A 16,730-nucleotide genomic window follows, 5' to 3' on the forward strand; every position below is an offset into this window, starting at 1 on the left:
CGGACAGTCCGACAGAGACGGCACACCATCATGAGCGACATACCGAGGGAGCGCTGGACGCTCCACCACTCCGCCCGCGCCCACGCCGGCACCCGCCCCGACCACCCGGCGATCATCTGCGAGGGGCACGTCACCACCTACGACAAGCTGCACCGCGACAGCAACCGCGCCGCCCACGCCCTCGCCACCAGCGGGGTCCGGCGCGGCGACCGGGTCGCCTACCTCGGCCGCGAGTCCGCCACCTACTACCTCGTGATGATCGCCTGCGCCAAGGCGGGCGCCGTCCTGGTGCCGGTCAACTGGCGGCTCACCCCGAACGAGGTCGACCACATCCTGCGCGACTCCGGCGCCACGCTGATCTTCGTGGACGACGAGTTCTGGGACACCGTCGCCGCCGTACGGCCCCAACTGCGCGGCCTGCGCCGGGTGATCCGGGTCGACGGCACCGACGCCGACGGCGAACCCGCCCGCGGCGCCGGGCTGCTCGCCTGGGCCGCCGACCAGCCCGAGACCGACCCGGCGCCCGGCACCGGACCCGACGACGCCGTCATCCAGATCTACACCAGCGGAACCACCGGGCTGCCCAAGGGAGCGATCCTCGCCCACCGCAGCTTCTTCACCCTGCCGCACGCCAGCCGCGAGCAGGGCGTGGACTGGATCGACTGGCTGCCCGAGGACGTCGCCCTGATCTCCCTGCCGGGCTTCGGCGTCGCCGGGATCGGCTGGTTCCTGCACACCTTCAACGCCGGCGGCACCAATGTGATCATGCCGCAGTTCGACCCGCAGGAAGCCGTCCGCCTCATCCGCGAGCACGGCGTCACCACCACCTTCGCCGCACCCGCGATGCTCCAGGCGATGGCCGCCGAACGCGGCGCCGGACCCGAGGCGTTCACCTCCCTGCGCAAGATCGCCTACGGCGCGGCGCCCATGTCCGAGACGCTGCTCAAGCAGTGCCTGGAGACCTACCGCTGCGCGTTCGCGCAGATCTACGCCAGCACCGAGACCGGCAGCGTCGCGGTCTGCCTGCCGCCCGGCGAGCACCACACCGGCAGCACCCGGCTGGTCTCGGTGGGCCTGCCCTGCCCCGGCAACGAGATCAAGGTGGTCGGCCCCGACGGCGAGAGCCTGCCGCCCGGCGAGATCGGCCAGGTCTGCGTGCGCACCCCCGCCCGGATGCTCGGCTACTGGAACCTGCCCGAGGCCACCGCCCGCACTCTGGTGGGGGAGTGGCTGCACATGGGCGACGCCGGCTACCTCGACGAGGACGGCTACCTCCACCTGTGCGACCGCATCAACGACACGATCATCGTCGCCGGGCAGAACATCTACCCGGCCGAGGTCGAGAAGGCCCTCGCCGCGCACCCGGCGGTCGAGGACGCGGCCGTGGTGGGGCTGCCCGACGACCGCTGGGGCGAGAGCGTGCACGCGGTGGTCGTCCTGCGCCCCGGCGCCCGCGCGACCCCCCGCGAACTCCTGCTGTCGCTGCGCGGCCGGATCGCCGACTACAAGATCCCCGGCACCTACCACTTCGCCGACTCCCTGCCCCGCAACCCCTCGGGCAAGATCCTGCGCCGCGCGGTGCGCGAGCGGCTGACGGCGGAGACCAGGACCGCTGCCGGGAGTGCCGTATGACCACGTTCCCCGACCTCCCCGCGGAGAGTGACACGTTCATGAGTACCGAACCGCTGCGGATCGGCATCCTCCTGCCCACCCGCGAGCAGGCCATCAACGGCACCTACGCCGCCGCCCCGCTGCTGGACTTCGCCCGGAACGCGGAAGCCCTCGGGTTCGACTCCCTGTGGGCCGGCGACTCCCTCACCGCCCGCCCCCGCCTCGACCCCCTGGTCGTCCTGTCGGCCGCCGCCGCCGCGACGCGCCGCATCACCGTCGGCACCGCCGCCCTCACCCCCGCCCTGCGCCACCCCCTGATCGGCGCCAACATGATCGCGAGCCTCAGCCATGTGGCCGCCGACCGGCTGATCCTGGGCCTGGGTTCGGGCTTCCCGATGGCCGAGACCGAGGCGGAGTTCGAGTCCGTCGGCGCCTCCTTCCAGGGCCGCGTCGGCCGCCTGGACGAGATCGCCGCGCTCTGGCGCGCCGCCTGGCGCTCCGGCGAGGACGGCGAACCCACCGAGTTCGAGGGCAGGTTCTGGCAGGCCGAGAACCTGGACCGGCTGCCCTCGCCCGCCGTGCCCGGCGGCCCGCCGCTGTGGCTGGCCGGCAGCGACACCCCCAAGGTGCTCGCCCGCGCCGCCACCCGCTACGACGGCTGGCTCCCCTTCCTGCCGGATGTCGAGGCCTACGGCCGCGCCGCCGCCCGCCTCGGCGAACTCGCCGCCGAGGCCGGGCGCACGGTGGTCCCCGGCCTGTACGCCACGGTCACCGTGAACAGCGACGAGGCCGCCGCCGAGGCCGAGTTGGAGCACTACATCAGCCACTACTACGGCCGCTCGCTGGAGCAGATGCGCACCATCCAGGCGTACGCCTGGGGCAGCGCCGAGAAGTGCGCGCAGTGGCTCGCCGGCTACGTCCGGGCCGGCGCCCGGCACCTGGTGATCCGCATCGGATCCCTCGACCCGGAGCCCCAGTTGAAGGAGATCGCCGAGGTGCTGCTGCCCGCGGTACGCGCCCTCGGCCCCGCACCCACCGTAGGGAGTACGCAGTCGTGACCACCGCCATCGGCACCGCCGGCAGCCAGATGTCCAGCGCGGGACACTGGTTCCACCCCGTGGAGCCCTCGCCCGACGCCTCCATCCGGCTGTTCCTGCTGCCCCACGCGGGCAGCGGCGCCATCATCTACCGCGACTGGGAACGCCTGCTGCCGCCGGACATCTCCCCGCAGGCCGTCACCCTCCCCGGCCGGCACAACCGCCGCGACGAGGAGACGTACGAGAACTTCTGGCCGCTGCTGGAAGCCCTGCACGAGGCGGTCCTCGACGACCTGGACGACCGCCCGTTCGCCTTCTTCGGCCACTGCCTCGGGGCGCAGCTGGCCTTCCGGCTCGCCATCCGCATGGAGGAGGAGGGCGGCCCGGCCCCCGCGATGATCGGCATGTCCGGCTGGTCGCCGGTCGGCTTCTTCAAGCCGACCGAGGAGCAGAGCCGGATGCCGGAGCCCGAACTCATCGAGTGGATCAAGAAGTTGGGCTCCTTCCCGGCCGAGGTCTACGACAACCCCGAGATGCTCGCCCTGGTCGTGCCCGCCCTGCGCTCCGACCTCAGGGTCGCCGGGGACTACGACGACGACGGCGCCGGCGTCAGCTGCCCGCTCGCCTCCTACGGCGGCCGCAGCGACCCGCTCCAGGAGGCCCCGGACGCCATGACCCACTGGGCCGCGCGCACCCCGGCGTACCTGGGCCACAACGAGTACGAGGGCGGCCACTTCTACATCGACACGCACGCGCAGGCCGTCACCGCCCACTTCGCACACCGGCTCCAGCGGACCGTGGCCACCGCCGTGAGCTGACCGGGGAAAGGGCGCGCGTCAGCGCCGTGTCAGCGGGCTGCGAGAAGGTGACAGACGGCCCGCCGACACGGCGCTCGTCGGTCTCTCCCCGACGTACTGCCGAGGCCACCCATCCGAGAGAGAAGCAGCAGCATGAGATTCGACAAAGACCTCTTCATCGCGTCGGCCGGGTCATGGATACCGGACACGATCACGGTGGCCCAGGCCGCCGCCGACGGCCTCGTGGACGAGGAGCACCGCGACCTCGGCTTCGAGAACATCGCCGTCTCCGACGAACTCTCCGGCCCCGAGATGGCCGTACGCGCGGGCCGCCTCGCCGTCGAACGCTCCGGCATCGCCCCCGCGGACGTCGGCCTCGTCCTGCATTCCTCCGGCAGCTACCAGGGCCACGACATGTGGCCCGCCGCGGCCTACGTCGCGAACGAGACCGTCGGCCCCGGCGTCCCCGGCTTCGACCTCCAGCAGCGCTGCAACGCCGCCGTCGGCTCCCTGAGCCTGGCCGCCGGCTACATCACCTCCGGTCTCGCCACCGAGGTGCTGCTCACCACCGGCGACCGGTTCGCCGCGCCCTGGGTGGACCGCTGGAACATCCAGCTGAACCTGATCTTCGCGGACGGCGGCAGCGCCCTGCTGGTGTCCGGGCGCACCGGCTTCGCGCGGGTGATCGCCGCCACCCTGGGCGCCGACAACTCGCTGGAGCGCTGGAACCGGGGCCTGGAACCCTTCGCCCTCCAGCCCGGCCCCGAGGTACGGCTGATCGAACGCGGCAGGCAGCACGCGGCCACCCCGGAGGCCGAGGGCTCCTGGGAGCGCTACGAGGCCGCCCTGATGTCCACCACCAAGCGCGTGCTGGCCGAGGCCGGCGTGACCACCGAGGACATCTCCCGCGTCGTCACCCCGCACGTCCACCGCAACAAGACCCCCGAGAACTTCGACCTGCTGGGCTTCACGGAGAAGCAGAGCACCTGGGAAGTCGGCCGCAAGTACGGGCACGTCGGCCCCGGCGACCAGTTCCTCGGCCTCGAACACCTCGTCCTGGAACGCGCCGTCGGACCGGGCGACCTCGTCCTCGTCGTCGCGGCCGGGGCGGGCTTCAGCTTCTCCGCAGCCGTACTGGAGATCCTGCACACCCCGTCCTGGTGACGGGAGGGGCGGCTCCTCAGTCCCCCGCCGACCGATGAAAGGAACGGCCGTCATGGCCCTACAAGAACCCCGGGAAGCCGCCCCGGACCAGAACGGGAACCCGCCCGCCGCCGCACCGGCGCAGCCCGCGGCCCCGCACTGGGCGATGCTGCCGATCATCCTGATCGGCACCTTCGTCATCACCCTCGACGTGTTCATCGTCAACGTGGCGATCCCGGCCACCCAGCGCGACCTGCACGCCAGTTCGTCCGCCGTGGAGTTCATCGTCGCCGGGTACGCGCTCGCGTACGCGGCCGGACTGATCACCGGCGGCCGGCTCGGCGACCTCTACGGCCGCCGCCGGATGTTCCTGATCGGCGTGGCCCTGTTCACCCTCTCCTCGGCCTGGGCCGGCAGCGCGCCCACCGCCGGGCAGCTGGTGGCGGCCCGCGTCGCCCAGGGCCTCGCCTCCGCCCTGATGGGCCCCCAGGTCCTCGCCATCATCGGCACCGTCTACAGCGGGCCCGCCCGCGTCCGCGCCTTCAACGCCTTCGGCCTGACGATGGGTCTCGCCGGGGTGTTCGGGCAGCTCATCGGCGGTGTGCTGATCCACCTGGACATCGCCGGGCTCAGCTGGCGCACCTGCTTCCTGGTCAATGTGCCCATCGGCATCGCCGCGCTGGTCTTCGCGCCCCGCGTGGTGCCCGAGTCCAGGGCACAGGGCAAGTCCCGCCTCGACCCGCTCGGCATGCTGCTGGTCTCCGCGGGCCTGGTCGCCGTCGTCCTGCCGCTCGCCGAGGGCCAGCAGGAGGGCTGGCCGGAGTGGACCTGGGTGTGCCTGGCCGCCTCCCCGGTGCTGCTCGCCCTGTTCGCGCTGTACCAGCGGCGGCTGGCGGCGGCCGACCGCGGCCCGCTCGTCAACCCGGCGCTGTTCCGCCAGCGTTCCTTCACCGTCGGGGTGAGCACGGCCGTCGTCTACTACTCGGGCATGGCGTCGTTCTTCCTGGTGCTCGCCCTCTACCTCCAGCAGGGCTGCGGGCTCAGCGCGCTCGACTCCGGCCTGGTCTTCCTGCCGCTCGGCGTCGGCTTCCTCGGCGTCTCGCTGACCGCCAAGCAGATCGCCGCGGTGCTCGGCCGGCAGACCCTCGCGGTCGGCGCGCTGGTGCTGACGGCGAGCCTGATCGGGCTGTACGCCGCCGTGGAGCACATCGGCACCCACGGCCCGGTCGCCTGGCTGGTGCCGGGGCTGCTGGTCGGCGGCGCCGGCATGGCCATGGTGATGGCACCGCTGGCCACCGTGGCCCTCGCCGGCACCGACCCGCGCTACGCGGGCGCGGCCTCCGGCGTGCTGTCCACGGCCAACCAGGTCGGCGGCGCGATCGGCGTCGCGCTGGTGGGCGTGGTCTTCTACCACGTCCTCGGCCGCGGCACCGGCCCCGACGCCTTCGCCGACGCCTTCCGGGCCAGCGTCTACCTGCTGGTGCCGTTCGCGCTCGGGGTGGCCGCCCTGGTCCAGCTGTTCCCGCGCCCGCCCAAGAAGGCGCCCACGTCCTGAGCCGTGCGGCAGGCCCGTGCGCGGGCCCGCCGCCGGCCCCGTTCCGCGCGTCCGCCGACGGACGCGCCCTCAGCGCACCACAGAGGAGTTCGACCATGACCACCGAAGCGGAACCGACCGGCAGAACTGCCGAGTCCGTGCCGGCAACGGACCAGGGGGAAACCGGCGGCAAGCCCGCCTGGGGAGCTCTCCTCGTGGTGTTGCTCGGCCTGTTCATCGCCAACATCGACTTCTTCATCGTCAATGTGGCCATCCCCTCGCTCCAGCGGGACATGCACGCCACCAGCGCCGAGATCCAGCTGGTGGCGGCGACCTTCAACATCGGTCTGTCCGCGATGCTCATCACCGGCGGCCGGCTCGGCGACCTGTACGGCCGCCGCAAGGTGTTCGCCGTCGGCCTGGCCCTGTTCGCACTCGCCTCGCTGGCCTGCGGCATCGCCCCGAACATGGCCGAGCTGATCGCGGCCCGCGCCGTCCAGGGCGCCGCCGCCGCGCTGGTCATCCCGCAGGTCCTCGGCATCCTGACCACCGCCTACACCGGCAAGGCCAGGGTCGCCGCGTTCAACGCGTACGGCATCACGATGGGCGCCTCCGCCGTGTTCGGCCAGCTGATCGGCGGTCTGCTGATCAAGGCCGACCTCTTCGGCTGGGACTGGCGGACCATCTTCCTGATCAACGCCCCCATCGGCGCCGTCGTCCTGCTGCTCACCCCGAAGCTGGTCCCCGAGTCCCGCGCGGAGGGCCGTACCGGCCTCGACTGGACCGGTGTCGTCCTGGTGACCGCCGGTCTCACCGCCATCGTGCTGCCGCTGGTCCAGGGCCGCGAGCAGGGCTGGCCGACCTGGACGTGGGAGTGCCTGATCGCGGCCGTGCCGCTGCTGGCCGCGTTCTGGTGGACCCAGCGCCGCAAGGCCGCGCGTGACGGGTCGCCGCTGATCCACCCGAGCCTGTTCGAGGACCGCGCGTTCGGCATCGGTGTCGTCTCCCTGCTGGTGTTCTTCGCCGCGATGGCCTCCTTCTTCCTGGTCCTCGCGCTGTACCTCCAGGAGGGCCGCGGCCTGTCCGCGCTCAAGTCCGGGCTGCTGTTCATGCCGCTCGGCCTCGGATTCTTCCTCGGCTCCGCGCAGTCGCCCAAGGTCGCGGCCAAGCTCGGCAAGCAGGTGCTCGCGCTCGGCGCGGTGCTCCAGGCGGTCGGCAACCTGGGCCTGGCCGAAACCGCATGGCACCTGGACAGCACCGGGAACGTGGCCTGGTGCATTCCGGCCATGGTCGTGGCCGGTCTCGGTATGGGCTTCGTGATCGCCCCGCTCGCCTCGCTGGTCCTGGCCGGCGTCGCCCCGCACCACGCGGCCGCCGCGTCCGGTGTGTTCTCCACGGCCCAGGAGATGGGCAACGCGATCGGCATCGCGGTGCTCGGCGTGGTCTTCTTCGGCGTCGCCGGACCGCACGTCACCGCGCACTCCTACGCCCACGCCTTCAGCACCGGACTGCTGGTCCAGGCGGGGATCTGCGTCGCGGTCGCCTGCCTGGTGCAGCTGCTGCCGCGGCCGGAGGCGGCACAGGCGGGCGCGGTGGCCGCGGCCGCCTGACCCGTCCCGCACTCCGCCCCGACGGGGGCCGGCGCCGAGCGCGCCGGCCCCCGTTCCGTTGTTCCGCACCGTCTGCGAACCGCTTGCCCGCCACCCGTTTTGCCCCCGGAAAAGCAGACGTTTACCAGCTGATAACGAGTCAGTAACCCGTCAGATTTCCGTCAGCGCCGCTCATCAGGATGTGCTTCCAACGCTGAGTTTCAGCCAACGGAGGGAATCCCGAATGTCCGCATGTGAGCAGCGAACCCTGCCGGACTGGCCCATGCCCCGGTCGTGCCCGTACGGGCCGCCGGACGCGTACGCGGAACTGCGCGGGCAAGCGCCGTCGAGAGTGCGCATAAGAGGCGGCGAGGCCTGGCTGGTCACCCGGCACGCGGATGTGCGCCAGGTGCTCAACGACAACCGGTTCAGCGCCGACGACCAGCAGCCCGGCTTCCCGATCCGCATCCAGCTGCCGCCCGAGCCGGGCGTGATGTCCTTCAGCCGCATGGACGACCCGGAGCACGGCCGGCTGCGCCGGATGGCCCTGACCGAATTCACCGCCCGCCGCACCCGCGCCCTGCGCCCCGAGGTGGAACTCCTCGTCGAGGGCCTGCTGGACGAGCTGGCGCGCGGGCCGAAGCCGGTCGACCTGGTGGCGAACTTCGCCATCCGGCTGCCCTCACTGGTCATCGCCCGCATGCTCGGCGTGCCCGAGCAGGACGAGGCGGACTTCACCGAGCAGAGCCAGGTCATCCTCTCCCAGGAGGCGGGCCCCGAGGAGACGTACGCGGCGTTCACCGCGATGACCGAGTTCCTCGACGGGCTCGTCGCCCGGCGCACCGCCGAACCGCGGGACGACCTGATCAGCCGGCTCGCCACCAAGTACGTCGGCACCGGCGAGCTGTCCCACCAGGAGCTGGTGGCCATGGCCAGGTTCTTCCTCGTCGCCGGGCACGAGACCACCGCCCACCAGATCAGCCTCAGCGTCCTCAGCCTGCTGCGCGAACCCGCCCAGCTCGCCGAACTCCGCGCGGACGAGAGCCTGTTCAAGCCGGCGGTAGAGGAGCTGCTGCGCTACTGGTCCATCTCCCAGGACAACCAGGTGCGGGCGGCCGTGGCCGAGGTCGAACTGGGCGGCGCGACCATCCGCAAGGGGGACGGCGTGATCGTCGCCATCCCCGCGGCCAACCACGACGAATCGGTCTACCCCGGCGCCGGCGAGGTCGACATCCACCGCAACGCCTCCGGCCACCTCGCCTTCGGCTTCGGCCCCCATCTGTGTCCGGGTGCCTCCCTGGCCCGGATGGAGCTGGAGGTCTGCCTCAAGGCCCTGTTCACCCGCTTCCCGTCGCTGCGCCTGGCGGTAAAGCCGGAGGACGTCCGCTTCCGCGAGAACACGATCGTGTACGGGCTCCAGGAGCTGCCGGTCACCTGGTGACGCCGGAGCGCCCCGACGGCGGGACCCGATGCGGGTACCCGCCGCCGGGGCGGCCGTCCGGTACGGGTCCCGGAGGGTGCATGACAACGCGTCAGTAGCGCGTCAGTGCCAGGTCAGGACCGCTTGGCAGAGTCATCCGTGTTCCGTCCACCGCCGGTGCGTCCGACGTGAGGAGAGCGCCCGTCATGGCAGACACCGCAGCCCCCGGACCCACCAGGGCCCTGATCCTGGCCAACCCGGCCTCCGGCAGTCACAGCCCCGAACTCGTGGGCCAGGTAAGGGAGTTGTGCGCGTCCTACCTGGAGCGGGCCGAGGTGCACGAGACCAGCGGACCGGGGGACGCGACCGTCGCCGTACGCCGCTCCCTGGAGCGCACCGACGACGCACCCGACCTGATCGTCGCCATCGGCGGCGACGGCACGGTCCGCGAGGCCGTCCAGGGACTCGTGCCGGCCGACCACGGGGCCAGCCTCGCGGTGGTGCCCGGCGGCACCGGCAACTCCGGCTACAAGATGCTGTGGGGCGAGCGGCCCTGGAGCGAGGCGCTCAAGGCGATCCTCACCGACCACGGCGTCGGCGGCACCGCCCGGCTGCGCAGGCTCGACCTGGCACGCCTGGTGGAGACCCGCAACTACGTGTACCTGGGCGCCTGTTCGGGCGTCATCGCGGACGCGCTGATCACCGCGAAGCAGGTGCCGCTCAAGGGCCGCGAACGCTACGTCCGCGCCTTCGCCGACACCGCCGACGGGTACGAGCCGTACCCCGGCCGGGTCACGGTCGACGGCCGGATCGTGCACGAGGGCCCCACCGTCCTCGCCAACGTCGGCGGCGGCCCCTACCGCGGCGGCCGCTTCCACGTGCTGCCCGACTCGCTGCTCGACGACGGACTGCTCGACGTCTGCGTCATCGGCGGCGACATCACGGCGGCCGAGGTCCCCGAACTGACCCTGGACGCCGCCCATATGACCCATCCGGCGACCGTGTACGCACGGGGCCGCCGGATCACCGTGGAACGCACCGACGGCCGCCGCCTCCCGCTGGAGCACGACGGTGAGTACCAACCCGGCATCGGCGCCGCGGCCACCTTCGAGGTGCTCCCCGGAGCCCTCCCCGTGTGGGCGCCTGCCACCCCCTGAACCAACCGTCCGAAGAACCGAAGAAGCACCACCCAAAAAGGAGATCGCCCGCATGAGCGACCTGACCACCACCGTCACCCGCTACCTCGCCATCTGGAACGAGGCGGACGCCGACAAGCGCGCCGCGGCCATCGCCGAGCTGTTCACCGCCGACGCCCCGTACATCGACCCGCTGGCCGCGGTCGAGGGTCACGAGGGCTTCGCGGCCGTGGTGGCCGGCGCCCGCGACCAGTTCAAGGGCCTCTCCTTCGAGCTGCACGGCACCGTCGACGCCCACCACAACCAGGCCCGCTTCCAGTGGGGCCTGGTGACCGAGCCGGGCGCCGAGCCGGTCGCCATCGGCTTCGACGTCCTCGTCGCCGACGAGGCCGGCAAGATCAAGGCCGTCTACGGCTTCCTGGACAAGGTCCCGGCCGCGTAACACCGGCACGCGTCGCGGGAGCACCGGTCGATCCGGTGCTCCCGCACCCGTGTCGGGGACCGGCGTCCGCCACCTCGACGTGCCGGGGACCGTCGTCCTCCACTTCGATGTGCCGGGCACCGCGGTCCTCCCCTTCGACGCACGCACGGAAGGTACCCGCCATGACCGCCGTCCTCGCGGAGAGCGTCGCCCGGGCGCTGTGCGACGACTGGGCCGAGCAGGCCGAGGCGTCGGCCCCGGCCGCCCGCCACCTTGCCGGCACGGACACCCCGCTGCGCGAACTGTCGCACTGGGCCGCCACCTTGCGCCCGCAGGCCGTGCCGTGCCGGGTGCTCAAGCTCGCCGCGAGCCAGGTGCTCTCGCAGATCGCCTCCATCCGCGCCGGACTCCAGCACCCCCTGGGCCGCAAGCTGGTGGCCGCCTTCGGGCACCCCATGCAGCGCGACCCCCGCCAGGCCGCCGGGGTCTTCGCCGCGCTCGGCTCCTGGCTCAACCTGGACGACACCGCGTACGCCGGGCACCTGTCCAACTCCACGGTCGCCGTGCCCCTCGCCTTCGCCTACGCCCGCCGCCTGGACGGCCTCTCCCTGCTGACCTCGGTCGTCGTGGCCAACGAGTGCGCGGCCCGTATCACCGCCTCCGCGACCCTGGGACCGCTGCGCGGCCAGAGCGCCGTGCACACCCATCTGGCCGGCGCCGTCGCCGGGCGACTGCACGCCGACCGGGCCCCCGCGAGCCTGTACGAGAACGCCTTCGGACTGGCCTTCGCCATGCCCAACTGGCCCCTGATGCGCGCCTTCCTGGCCAGCGACGCCCGGCTGTTCAACACCTTCACCCCGGTGCGCACCGCGATGGACGCCTGCGACGCGGCGTACGCCGGGCTGCGCGGCGCGCCCGACATCATGGAGCACAGCGACGGCTTCCTCGCCCGCTTCGCCACGGTCCCGCTGCCGCAGGCGGTCGCCAAGGGCCTCGGCCGGCGCTGGCACACCGACACCCTCTCCTTCAAGATGCACCCCGGCGGCCCCGGCATCGACGCGGCCGTGGACTGCGCGGCCGGGATCCACCGCGAACTGGGTCCGCTGCGCCCGCAGGACGTGGCCGAGGTCGTCGTGGAGGCGTCTCTGTACACCCTGTTCGCGGGGGAGCGGGCCGCCCGCTACGTCACCGGGCCGGGCTCCCCGCTCGGCGCGCTGGTCCTGGACGTGCCGTACCCCGTGGCGACCACCCTGCTCACCGGCGAGTTCTCCGTGGACGACTTCTCCTCGCCCGCCGTGGACGACCTCGACCGCTGGGCGCTGGCCAAGCGGATCCGGCTGGAGCACGACACCGAGATGACCCGCGAACTCTTCCTGTCCGACGCCCCGTTCGGGGAAGCGGTACGGGAGGCGGGGGAGCTGGCCGTGCCCTGGCTGCGCGGCTTCGGCGGCGACGAACTGGTGGACCTGGTCGGCGCGGTCCGTGCCGACGACCGCGACTTCTCCCGCTCCACCAAGGCGACCGGCGCCCGCGTCACCGTCCGCCTGACCGACGGCCGTACGGTCTCCCGCACCCGCCTGATCCCCATCGGCGCCGCGGGCCCCGAAACCCGCGCCTCCCACACCGACCTGGTGCGCGAGAAGTTCCTCTCGGTAGGCGGCCCCCAGGAGGTCGCCGACACGGTGGACCGCCTCCACCGCATGCGCCCTTCGGCGGTCCGGCGCTGGATAGAGACGGCGTTCCTGGACTGACGCCGCCCTACCGCGCGCCCCACCCCGCCGGCCGCCGCAGCGTCGCCACGAACTTGTACCGCGACCCCCGGTAGACCGAGCGCACCCACTCCACCGGCACCCCCTGCGCATCCCGCGAGTGCCGGGACATCAGCAGCATCGGCAAGCCCACGTCCGTCGCCAGCAGCGCCGCCTCCCGAGGTGTCGACAGCGATGTCTCGATCGTCTCGTCGGCCGACGACAACCGCACCCCGTACACCTCCGCCAACGCCGTGTACAGCGACGGACACGAGGCCAGCACCCCCCGCAGCCCCGGAAACCGCCGCGCCGACAGATGCGTCGTCTCGATCGCCATCGGCTCCCCGCTGGCCAGCCGCAGCCGCTCGATCCGCAGCGCCCTTTCGCCCACGGCGACCCCCAGCAGCCCCGCCAGCCGCTCGTCCGCCGGCACCTCCCCGACATCGAGCACCTGCGACGCGGGCGACAGCCCCTGCGCCCGCATGTCCTCGGTGTGCGAGGTCAGTTGCAGCGTCCGGTACAGCTTCGGCTGCGCCACGAACGTGCCCTTGCCCTGGATCCGGTCCAGCCGCCCTTCCCCGACCAGCTCCTGGAGCGCCTGCCGCACGGTCGTCCGGGAGGTGTCGAACCGCTCGGCGAGCACCCGTTCCGCCGGTACCGCCGCGCCGGGCTGGAGCGCCTCGGTCATGGCGAGCAGCCGCTGCTTGATCCGGTAGTACTTCGGCACGCGCGCGCCGCTGACGTCGGTGGTCATGCCTGCCTTCCGGCCGTGTCGGTGGGCTCCCGTTATAGCGAGCAAGTGCCCTATGGTCTAGTCCAACTGAACGGACCGGGCGAAAGGGGCGGACCGGGCCGGGGGATGGCGGAGAACCGGACGAAAGTACTCCGGTGACTTTCTCGTAACGGCCTCCATCCGCCGCCCGGACCACCCTTGACACCCCGAAAGGTCTAGGCCAAGCTCCACCGTACTGGTCTACACCATTAGTGGCCAGGTCCCGAGCCCTACGTGCAACAGCGTCGTACGCAGGTCACCGCCGAGGGCGTGGGGGGTTGAGTGGCATCCCTGAGGAGGGTGGCGTGAAGCGCAAGCTCGCTTCCGCGATCGTGATCGCGGGCATGATGGTCTCCGTTGCGGCGTGTGGCGGAAACAGCGGCAATGACAGCAAGGACGCCGGTCCGGCGAGCTGGAAGGGCCAGACCCTGACGGTGTGGACCATGACCGGCTCCGCGCCGGCGCAGTGGACCAAGGACGTCCAGGCCGCCTTCGAGAAGAAGACCGGCGCCAAGGTGAAGTTCGAGATCCAGCAGTGGGACGGGATCCAGCAGAAGATCACCACCGCGCTCTCGGAGGACACCCCGCCGGACGTCCTGGAGGTCGGCAACACCCAGACCCCGGCCTACGCGTCCACCGGCGGCCTCGCCGACCTCGGCGACCTCAAGCAGTCCATCGGCGCCGACTGGACCCCCTCGGTCTCCAAGTCGTCCGTCTACGACGGCAAGCAGTACGCGGCCCCCTGGTACTTCGCCAACCGCATCGTCATCTACAACAAGAAGATCTGGGCCCAGGCCGGCATCAAGTCCACGCCGAAGACCCGTGACGAGTTCCTCAAGGACCTCGACACCATCGGCAAGAAGACGGACGCCGAGCCGATCTACCTGCCCGGCCAGAACTGGTACTTCCTGGACGGCCTGATCGTCGGCCAGGGCGGCGACCTGGTGAAGAAGCAGGGCGACAAGTACGTCTCCAACCTCGCCGACCCCAAGGTCGCCGCGGCCATGGAGATCTACAAGAAGTACGCCGCCTACTCCAAGGCCCCCAAGGACAAGGACGAGGCCAACCCCCAGCAGGCCACCGTCTTCGCCAAGGGCAAGACCGGCGCCTTCATCGGCATGGGCTGGGAGGCGGCCACCGCCGTCCAGGCCAACAAGTCCATCGAGAAGGACCTCGGCTACTTCACCATCCCCGGCGCCACCGCCGACAAGCCCGAAGGCGTCTTCCTCGGCGGCTCCAACCTCGCCGTCGCCCAGAACAGCAAGAAGCAGTCCCTGGCCAAGGAGTTCCTGAAGATCGCCCTGTCCGACCAGTACGAGGGCGAACTGGCCAAGCTGAGCGGCGTCATCCCGAACAAGCAGTCCCTGGAGTCCAACCTCAAGGGCAACGCCGCCGCCGAGGCCGCGGCCCCGGCCGCCGCGGTCGGCGGCACCACCCCGCTGATCCCCGAGTGGGCCGCGGTGGAGAACACCCCGAACCCGATCAAGTCGTACATGACCGCCGTGCTGAACGGCAAGGCGCCGGCCGCCGCCGCCAAGGACGTCGAGAGCCAGATCGACCAGCGTCTGGCCCAGCAGAACTGACCCCGCGCCGGGGGCGTCCCAGCGACGCCCCCGGCTCACCCGCGTCCGCCCGCGACCTCCGGGGCCCGCGGGGCGCATGGATTTCGTACGGCCACGGAAGAGACGACGACTCATGTCAGTGCAGACCGAAGGCACGGACACGGCCGGGGGGCCCGCTGTCCGCAAGGGCCGGGCGCCGAGCCCGCCCCGCGGCGCGGCCGGGGCCTCCCGGCCCCCGGCGGGCCGCCTTGCCGCCGCCCCCTATCTCCTCCTGCTGCCCGCGCTGGCGGCCACACTGGTCCTGCTGGGCTGGCCGCTGGTCAAGAACGGCATGCTGTCGTTCCAGAACCTCAACCCGCGGCAGCTCATCCAGCACCTCACCGAGTGGAACGGCTTCCACAACTACCAGCAGGTCCTGACCGGTTCGGACTTCTGGAAGGTCGTCGAACGCTCGGTCCTGTTCACCGCCGTCAACGTCGTCCTGATCATGGTGATCGGCACCCTGGTCGGACTGCTGCTGGCCCGCCTCGGCAAGAAGATGCGCCTCACCCTGCTGGTGGGCCTCGTCCTCGCCTGGGCCATGCCGGTCATCGCCGCCACCACCGTCTACCAGTGGCTGTTCGCCCAGCGCTTCGGCGTCGTCAACTGGGTCCTGGACAAGCTGGGCTGGCACTCGATGGCCGACTACAACTGGATGGGCAGCCAGTTCTCCACCTTCTCGGTGATCGTCCTGCTCATCGTGTGGCAGTCGATCCCGTTCGTCGCGATCAACCTGTACGCCGCGACGACCACCATCCCCAGGGAGCTGTACGAGGCCGCCGCCCTGGACGGCGCCGGCGCCTGGCAGAGCTTCACCTCCGTGACCCTGCCCTTCCTGCGGCCCTTCCTCTACTCCACGACCTTCCTCGAAGTCATCTGGGTCTTCAAGGCGTTCCCGCAGGTCTTCGCCATGAACGAGGGCGGTCCCGACCGGCTCACCGAGACCCTGCCGATCTACGCCTACGTCGAGGGCGTCGGAAACCAGCACTTCGGGGTCGGCGCGGCGATCTCCTTCCTCACCATCCTGGTCCTGCTCGTCATCACCTCGTACTACCTGCGCATGGTGCTCAAGCAAGAGGAGGACGAGCTGTGAAGCGCTCCGTCTTCGGCCGTATCTGGCCCAACGCGACCGCCGTCGTCCTCTTCGTCGGCTTCGTGTTCCCCGTGTACTGGATGTTCGCCACGGCCTTCAAGCCGACCGGCGACATCATCACCGACAACCCGGTCTGGTTCCCGACGCACTTCACCTTCGGGCACTTCGACAAGGCCGTGCACGCCGACCACTTCTGGACACTGGTCGCCAACTCCGTGACGGTCACGGTTTGTTCGGTCCTGCTGTCGCTGGTCATCGCCCTGTTCGCCGCCTTCGCGCTCACCCGGATGCGGTTCAAGGGGCGGCGCGGGTTCATCGTCACCTTCATGCTGGCGCAGATGGCCCCCTGGGAGGTCATGATCATCGCCATCTACATGATCGTGCGCGACGGCGACATGCTCAACAGCCTCGTCCCGCTCACCGTCTTCTACGCGATGATGGTGCTGCCCCTCACGGTCCTGACGCTGCGCGGCTACATCGCCGCCGTGCCGAAGGAGCTGGAGGAGTCGGCGATGGTCGACGGCTGCACCCGCCTCCAGGCGTTCCGCAAGGTGATCTTCCCGCTGCTCGCGCCGGGCCTCATGGCCACCTCGCTGTTCGGGTTCATCACCGCCTGGAACGAGTTCCCGCTGGTCCTGATCCTCAACAAGGACATCGAGAAGCAGACCCTGCCGCTGTGGCTGTCGCAGTTCCAGACCGCCTTCGGCGACGACTGGGGCGCCACCATGGCCGCCTCGTCCCTGTTCGCGCTGCCCATCCTGATCCTCTTCATCTTCCTGCAACGCAAGGCTGTCAGCGGTCTGACCGACGGCGCCGTGAAGGGATGAC

At 71.4% G+C, this 16,730-nt stretch carries 14 protein-coding genes; 13 read left to right on the forward strand and 1 reads right to left on the reverse strand.

What is annotated here, in order from left to right:
• Positions 1 to 30 precede the first annotated feature (30 nt).
• The 10 genes from AC069R_RS07335 to AC069R_RS07380 all read left to right on the forward strand — a co-directional run bounded on the left by AC069R_RS07335 (position 31) and on the right by AC069R_RS07380 (position 12,439).
• The gene (locus AC069R_RS07335) at positions 31 to 1,632 is read left to right on the forward strand and encodes a fatty acid--CoA ligase (RefSeq protein ID WP_478765313.1); all 1,602 of its coding nucleotides are present in this window, start codon (positions 31 to 33) and stop codon (positions 1,630 to 1,632) included.
• 38 nt (positions 1,633 to 1,670) lie between these two features.
• Entirely contained in the window at positions 1,671 to 2,669 is a 999-nt protein-coding gene (locus AC069R_RS07340; RefSeq protein WP_478765314.1) for an LLM class flavin-dependent oxidoreductase, read from the forward strand.
• Positions 2,670 to 2,698: 29 nt separating this feature from the next.
• Complete coding sequence (locus tag AC069R_RS07345; protein ID WP_478765702.1) at positions 2,699 to 3,466, forward strand: thioesterase II family protein; 768 nt, start codon at positions 2,699 to 2,701, stop codon at positions 3,464 to 3,466.
• Between the two features lie 132 nt (positions 3,467 to 3,598).
• Positions 3,599 to 4,609, forward strand: a complete 1,011-nt coding sequence (locus tag AC069R_RS07350) for a ketoacyl-ACP synthase III family protein (RefSeq protein WP_478765316.1) — start codon at positions 3,599 to 3,601, stop codon at positions 4,607 to 4,609.
• 52 nt (positions 4,610 to 4,661) lie between these two features.
• A complete protein-coding gene (locus AC069R_RS07355; RefSeq protein ID WP_478765318.1) occupies positions 4,662 to 6,143 on the forward strand; it encodes an MFS transporter in 1,482 nt (493 codons plus the stop codon).
• A gap of 95 nt (positions 6,144 to 6,238) precedes the next feature.
• On the forward strand, positions 6,239 to 7,732 hold the full coding sequence (locus AC069R_RS07360; RefSeq protein WP_478765320.1) for an MFS transporter: 1,494 nt from the start codon (positions 6,239 to 6,241) through the stop codon (positions 7,730 to 7,732).
• A 223-nt stretch (positions 7,733 to 7,955) separates the two neighbouring features.
• The gene (locus AC069R_RS07365; RefSeq protein ID WP_478765322.1) at positions 7,956 to 9,152 is read left to right on the forward strand and encodes a cytochrome P450; all 1,197 of its coding nucleotides are present in this window, start codon (positions 7,956 to 7,958) and stop codon (positions 9,150 to 9,152) included.
• Positions 9,153 to 9,337: 185 nt separating this feature from the next.
• Positions 9,338 to 10,288 carry a diacylglycerol/lipid kinase family protein gene (locus AC069R_RS07370; RefSeq protein ID WP_478765324.1) on the forward strand — a complete coding sequence of 317 codons (951 nt, stop codon included), beginning with the start codon at positions 9,338 to 9,340 and terminating at the stop codon, positions 10,286 to 10,288.
• A gap of 52 nt (positions 10,289 to 10,340) precedes the next feature.
• Complete coding sequence (locus AC069R_RS07375) at positions 10,341 to 10,709, forward strand: nuclear transport factor 2 family protein (RefSeq protein ID WP_397983506.1); 369 nt, start codon at positions 10,341 to 10,343, stop codon at positions 10,707 to 10,709.
• A 161-nt stretch (positions 10,710 to 10,870) separates the two neighbouring features.
• Positions 10,871 to 12,439, forward strand: coding sequence for an MmgE/PrpD family protein (locus tag AC069R_RS07380; protein ID WP_478765326.1), 1,569 nt, complete (start codon positions 10,871 to 10,873; stop codon positions 12,437 to 12,439).
• Between the two features lie 7 nt (positions 12,440 to 12,446).
• On the opposite strand, the gene AC069R_RS07385 is transcribed toward AC069R_RS07380, so the two are convergent.
• Positions 12,447 to 13,190 (reverse strand): GntR family transcriptional regulator, encoded by a 744-nt coding sequence (locus tag AC069R_RS07385; protein ID WP_478765327.1) that lies wholly within the window; start codon positions 13,188 to 13,190, stop codon positions 12,447 to 12,449.
• A 323-nt stretch (positions 13,191 to 13,513) separates the two neighbouring features.
• On the opposite strand from AC069R_RS07385, the gene AC069R_RS07390 reads away from it, so the two are divergent.
• From AC069R_RS07390 to AC069R_RS07400, 3 genes are all read left to right on the forward strand, one after another.
• Complete coding sequence (locus AC069R_RS07390; protein ID WP_478765329.1) at positions 13,514 to 14,791, forward strand: extracellular solute-binding protein; 1,278 nt, start codon at positions 13,514 to 13,516, stop codon at positions 14,789 to 14,791.
• A 112-nt stretch (positions 14,792 to 14,903) separates the two neighbouring features.
• Positions 14,904 to 15,902, forward strand: coding sequence for a carbohydrate ABC transporter permease (locus AC069R_RS07395; protein WP_478765331.1), 999 nt, complete (start codon positions 14,904 to 14,906; stop codon positions 15,900 to 15,902).
• Positions 15,899 to 16,729 carry a carbohydrate ABC transporter permease gene (locus AC069R_RS07400; protein ID WP_397983501.1) on the forward strand — a complete coding sequence of 277 codons (831 nt, stop codon included), beginning with the start codon at positions 15,899 to 15,901 and terminating at the stop codon, positions 16,727 to 16,729. Before AC069R_RS07395 ends, AC069R_RS07400 begins: the two co-directional genes overlap by 4 nt.
• Position 16,730: the final 1 nt, after the last annotated feature.

Source organism: Streptomyces sp. NPDC043952, assembly GCF_056435325.1.

Excerpts from the sequence above, each read along its gene's own strand:
- AC069R_RS07335 (WP_478765313.1), top strand. The coding sequence starts at position 31 with ATGAGCGACATACCGAGGGAGCGCTGGACGCTCCACCACTCCGCCCGC.
- AC069R_RS07340 (WP_478765314.1), top strand. The coding sequence starts at position 1,671 with ATGAGTACCGAACCGCTGCGGATCGGCATCCTCCTGCCCACCCGCGAG.
- AC069R_RS07345 (WP_478765702.1), top strand. The coding sequence starts at position 2,699 with ATGTCCAGCGCGGGACACTGGTTCCACCCCGTGGAGCCCTCGCCCGAC.
- AC069R_RS07350 (WP_478765316.1), top strand. The coding sequence starts at position 3,599 with ATGAGATTCGACAAAGACCTCTTCATCGCGTCGGCCGGGTCATGGATA.
- AC069R_RS07355 (WP_478765318.1), top strand. The coding sequence starts at position 4,662 with ATGGCCCTACAAGAACCCCGGGAAGCCGCCCCGGACCAGAACGGGAAC.
- AC069R_RS07360 (WP_478765320.1), top strand. The coding sequence starts at position 6,239 with ATGACCACCGAAGCGGAACCGACCGGCAGAACTGCCGAGTCCGTGCCG.
- AC069R_RS07365 (WP_478765322.1), top strand. The coding sequence starts at position 7,956 with ATGTCCGCATGTGAGCAGCGAACCCTGCCGGACTGGCCCATGCCCCGG.
- AC069R_RS07370 (WP_478765324.1), top strand. The coding sequence starts at position 9,338 with ATGGCAGACACCGCAGCCCCCGGACCCACCAGGGCCCTGATCCTGGCC.
- AC069R_RS07375 (WP_397983506.1), top strand. The coding sequence starts at position 10,341 with ATGAGCGACCTGACCACCACCGTCACCCGCTACCTCGCCATCTGGAAC.
- AC069R_RS07380 (WP_478765326.1), top strand. The coding sequence starts at position 10,871 with ATGACCGCCGTCCTCGCGGAGAGCGTCGCCCGGGCGCTGTGCGACGAC.
- AC069R_RS07385 (WP_478765327.1), bottom strand. The coding sequence starts at position 13,190 with ATGACCACCGACGTCAGCGGCGCGCGCGTGCCGAAGTACTACCGGATC.
- AC069R_RS07395 (WP_478765331.1), top strand. The coding sequence starts at position 14,904 with ATGTCAGTGCAGACCGAAGGCACGGACACGGCCGGGGGGCCCGCTGTC.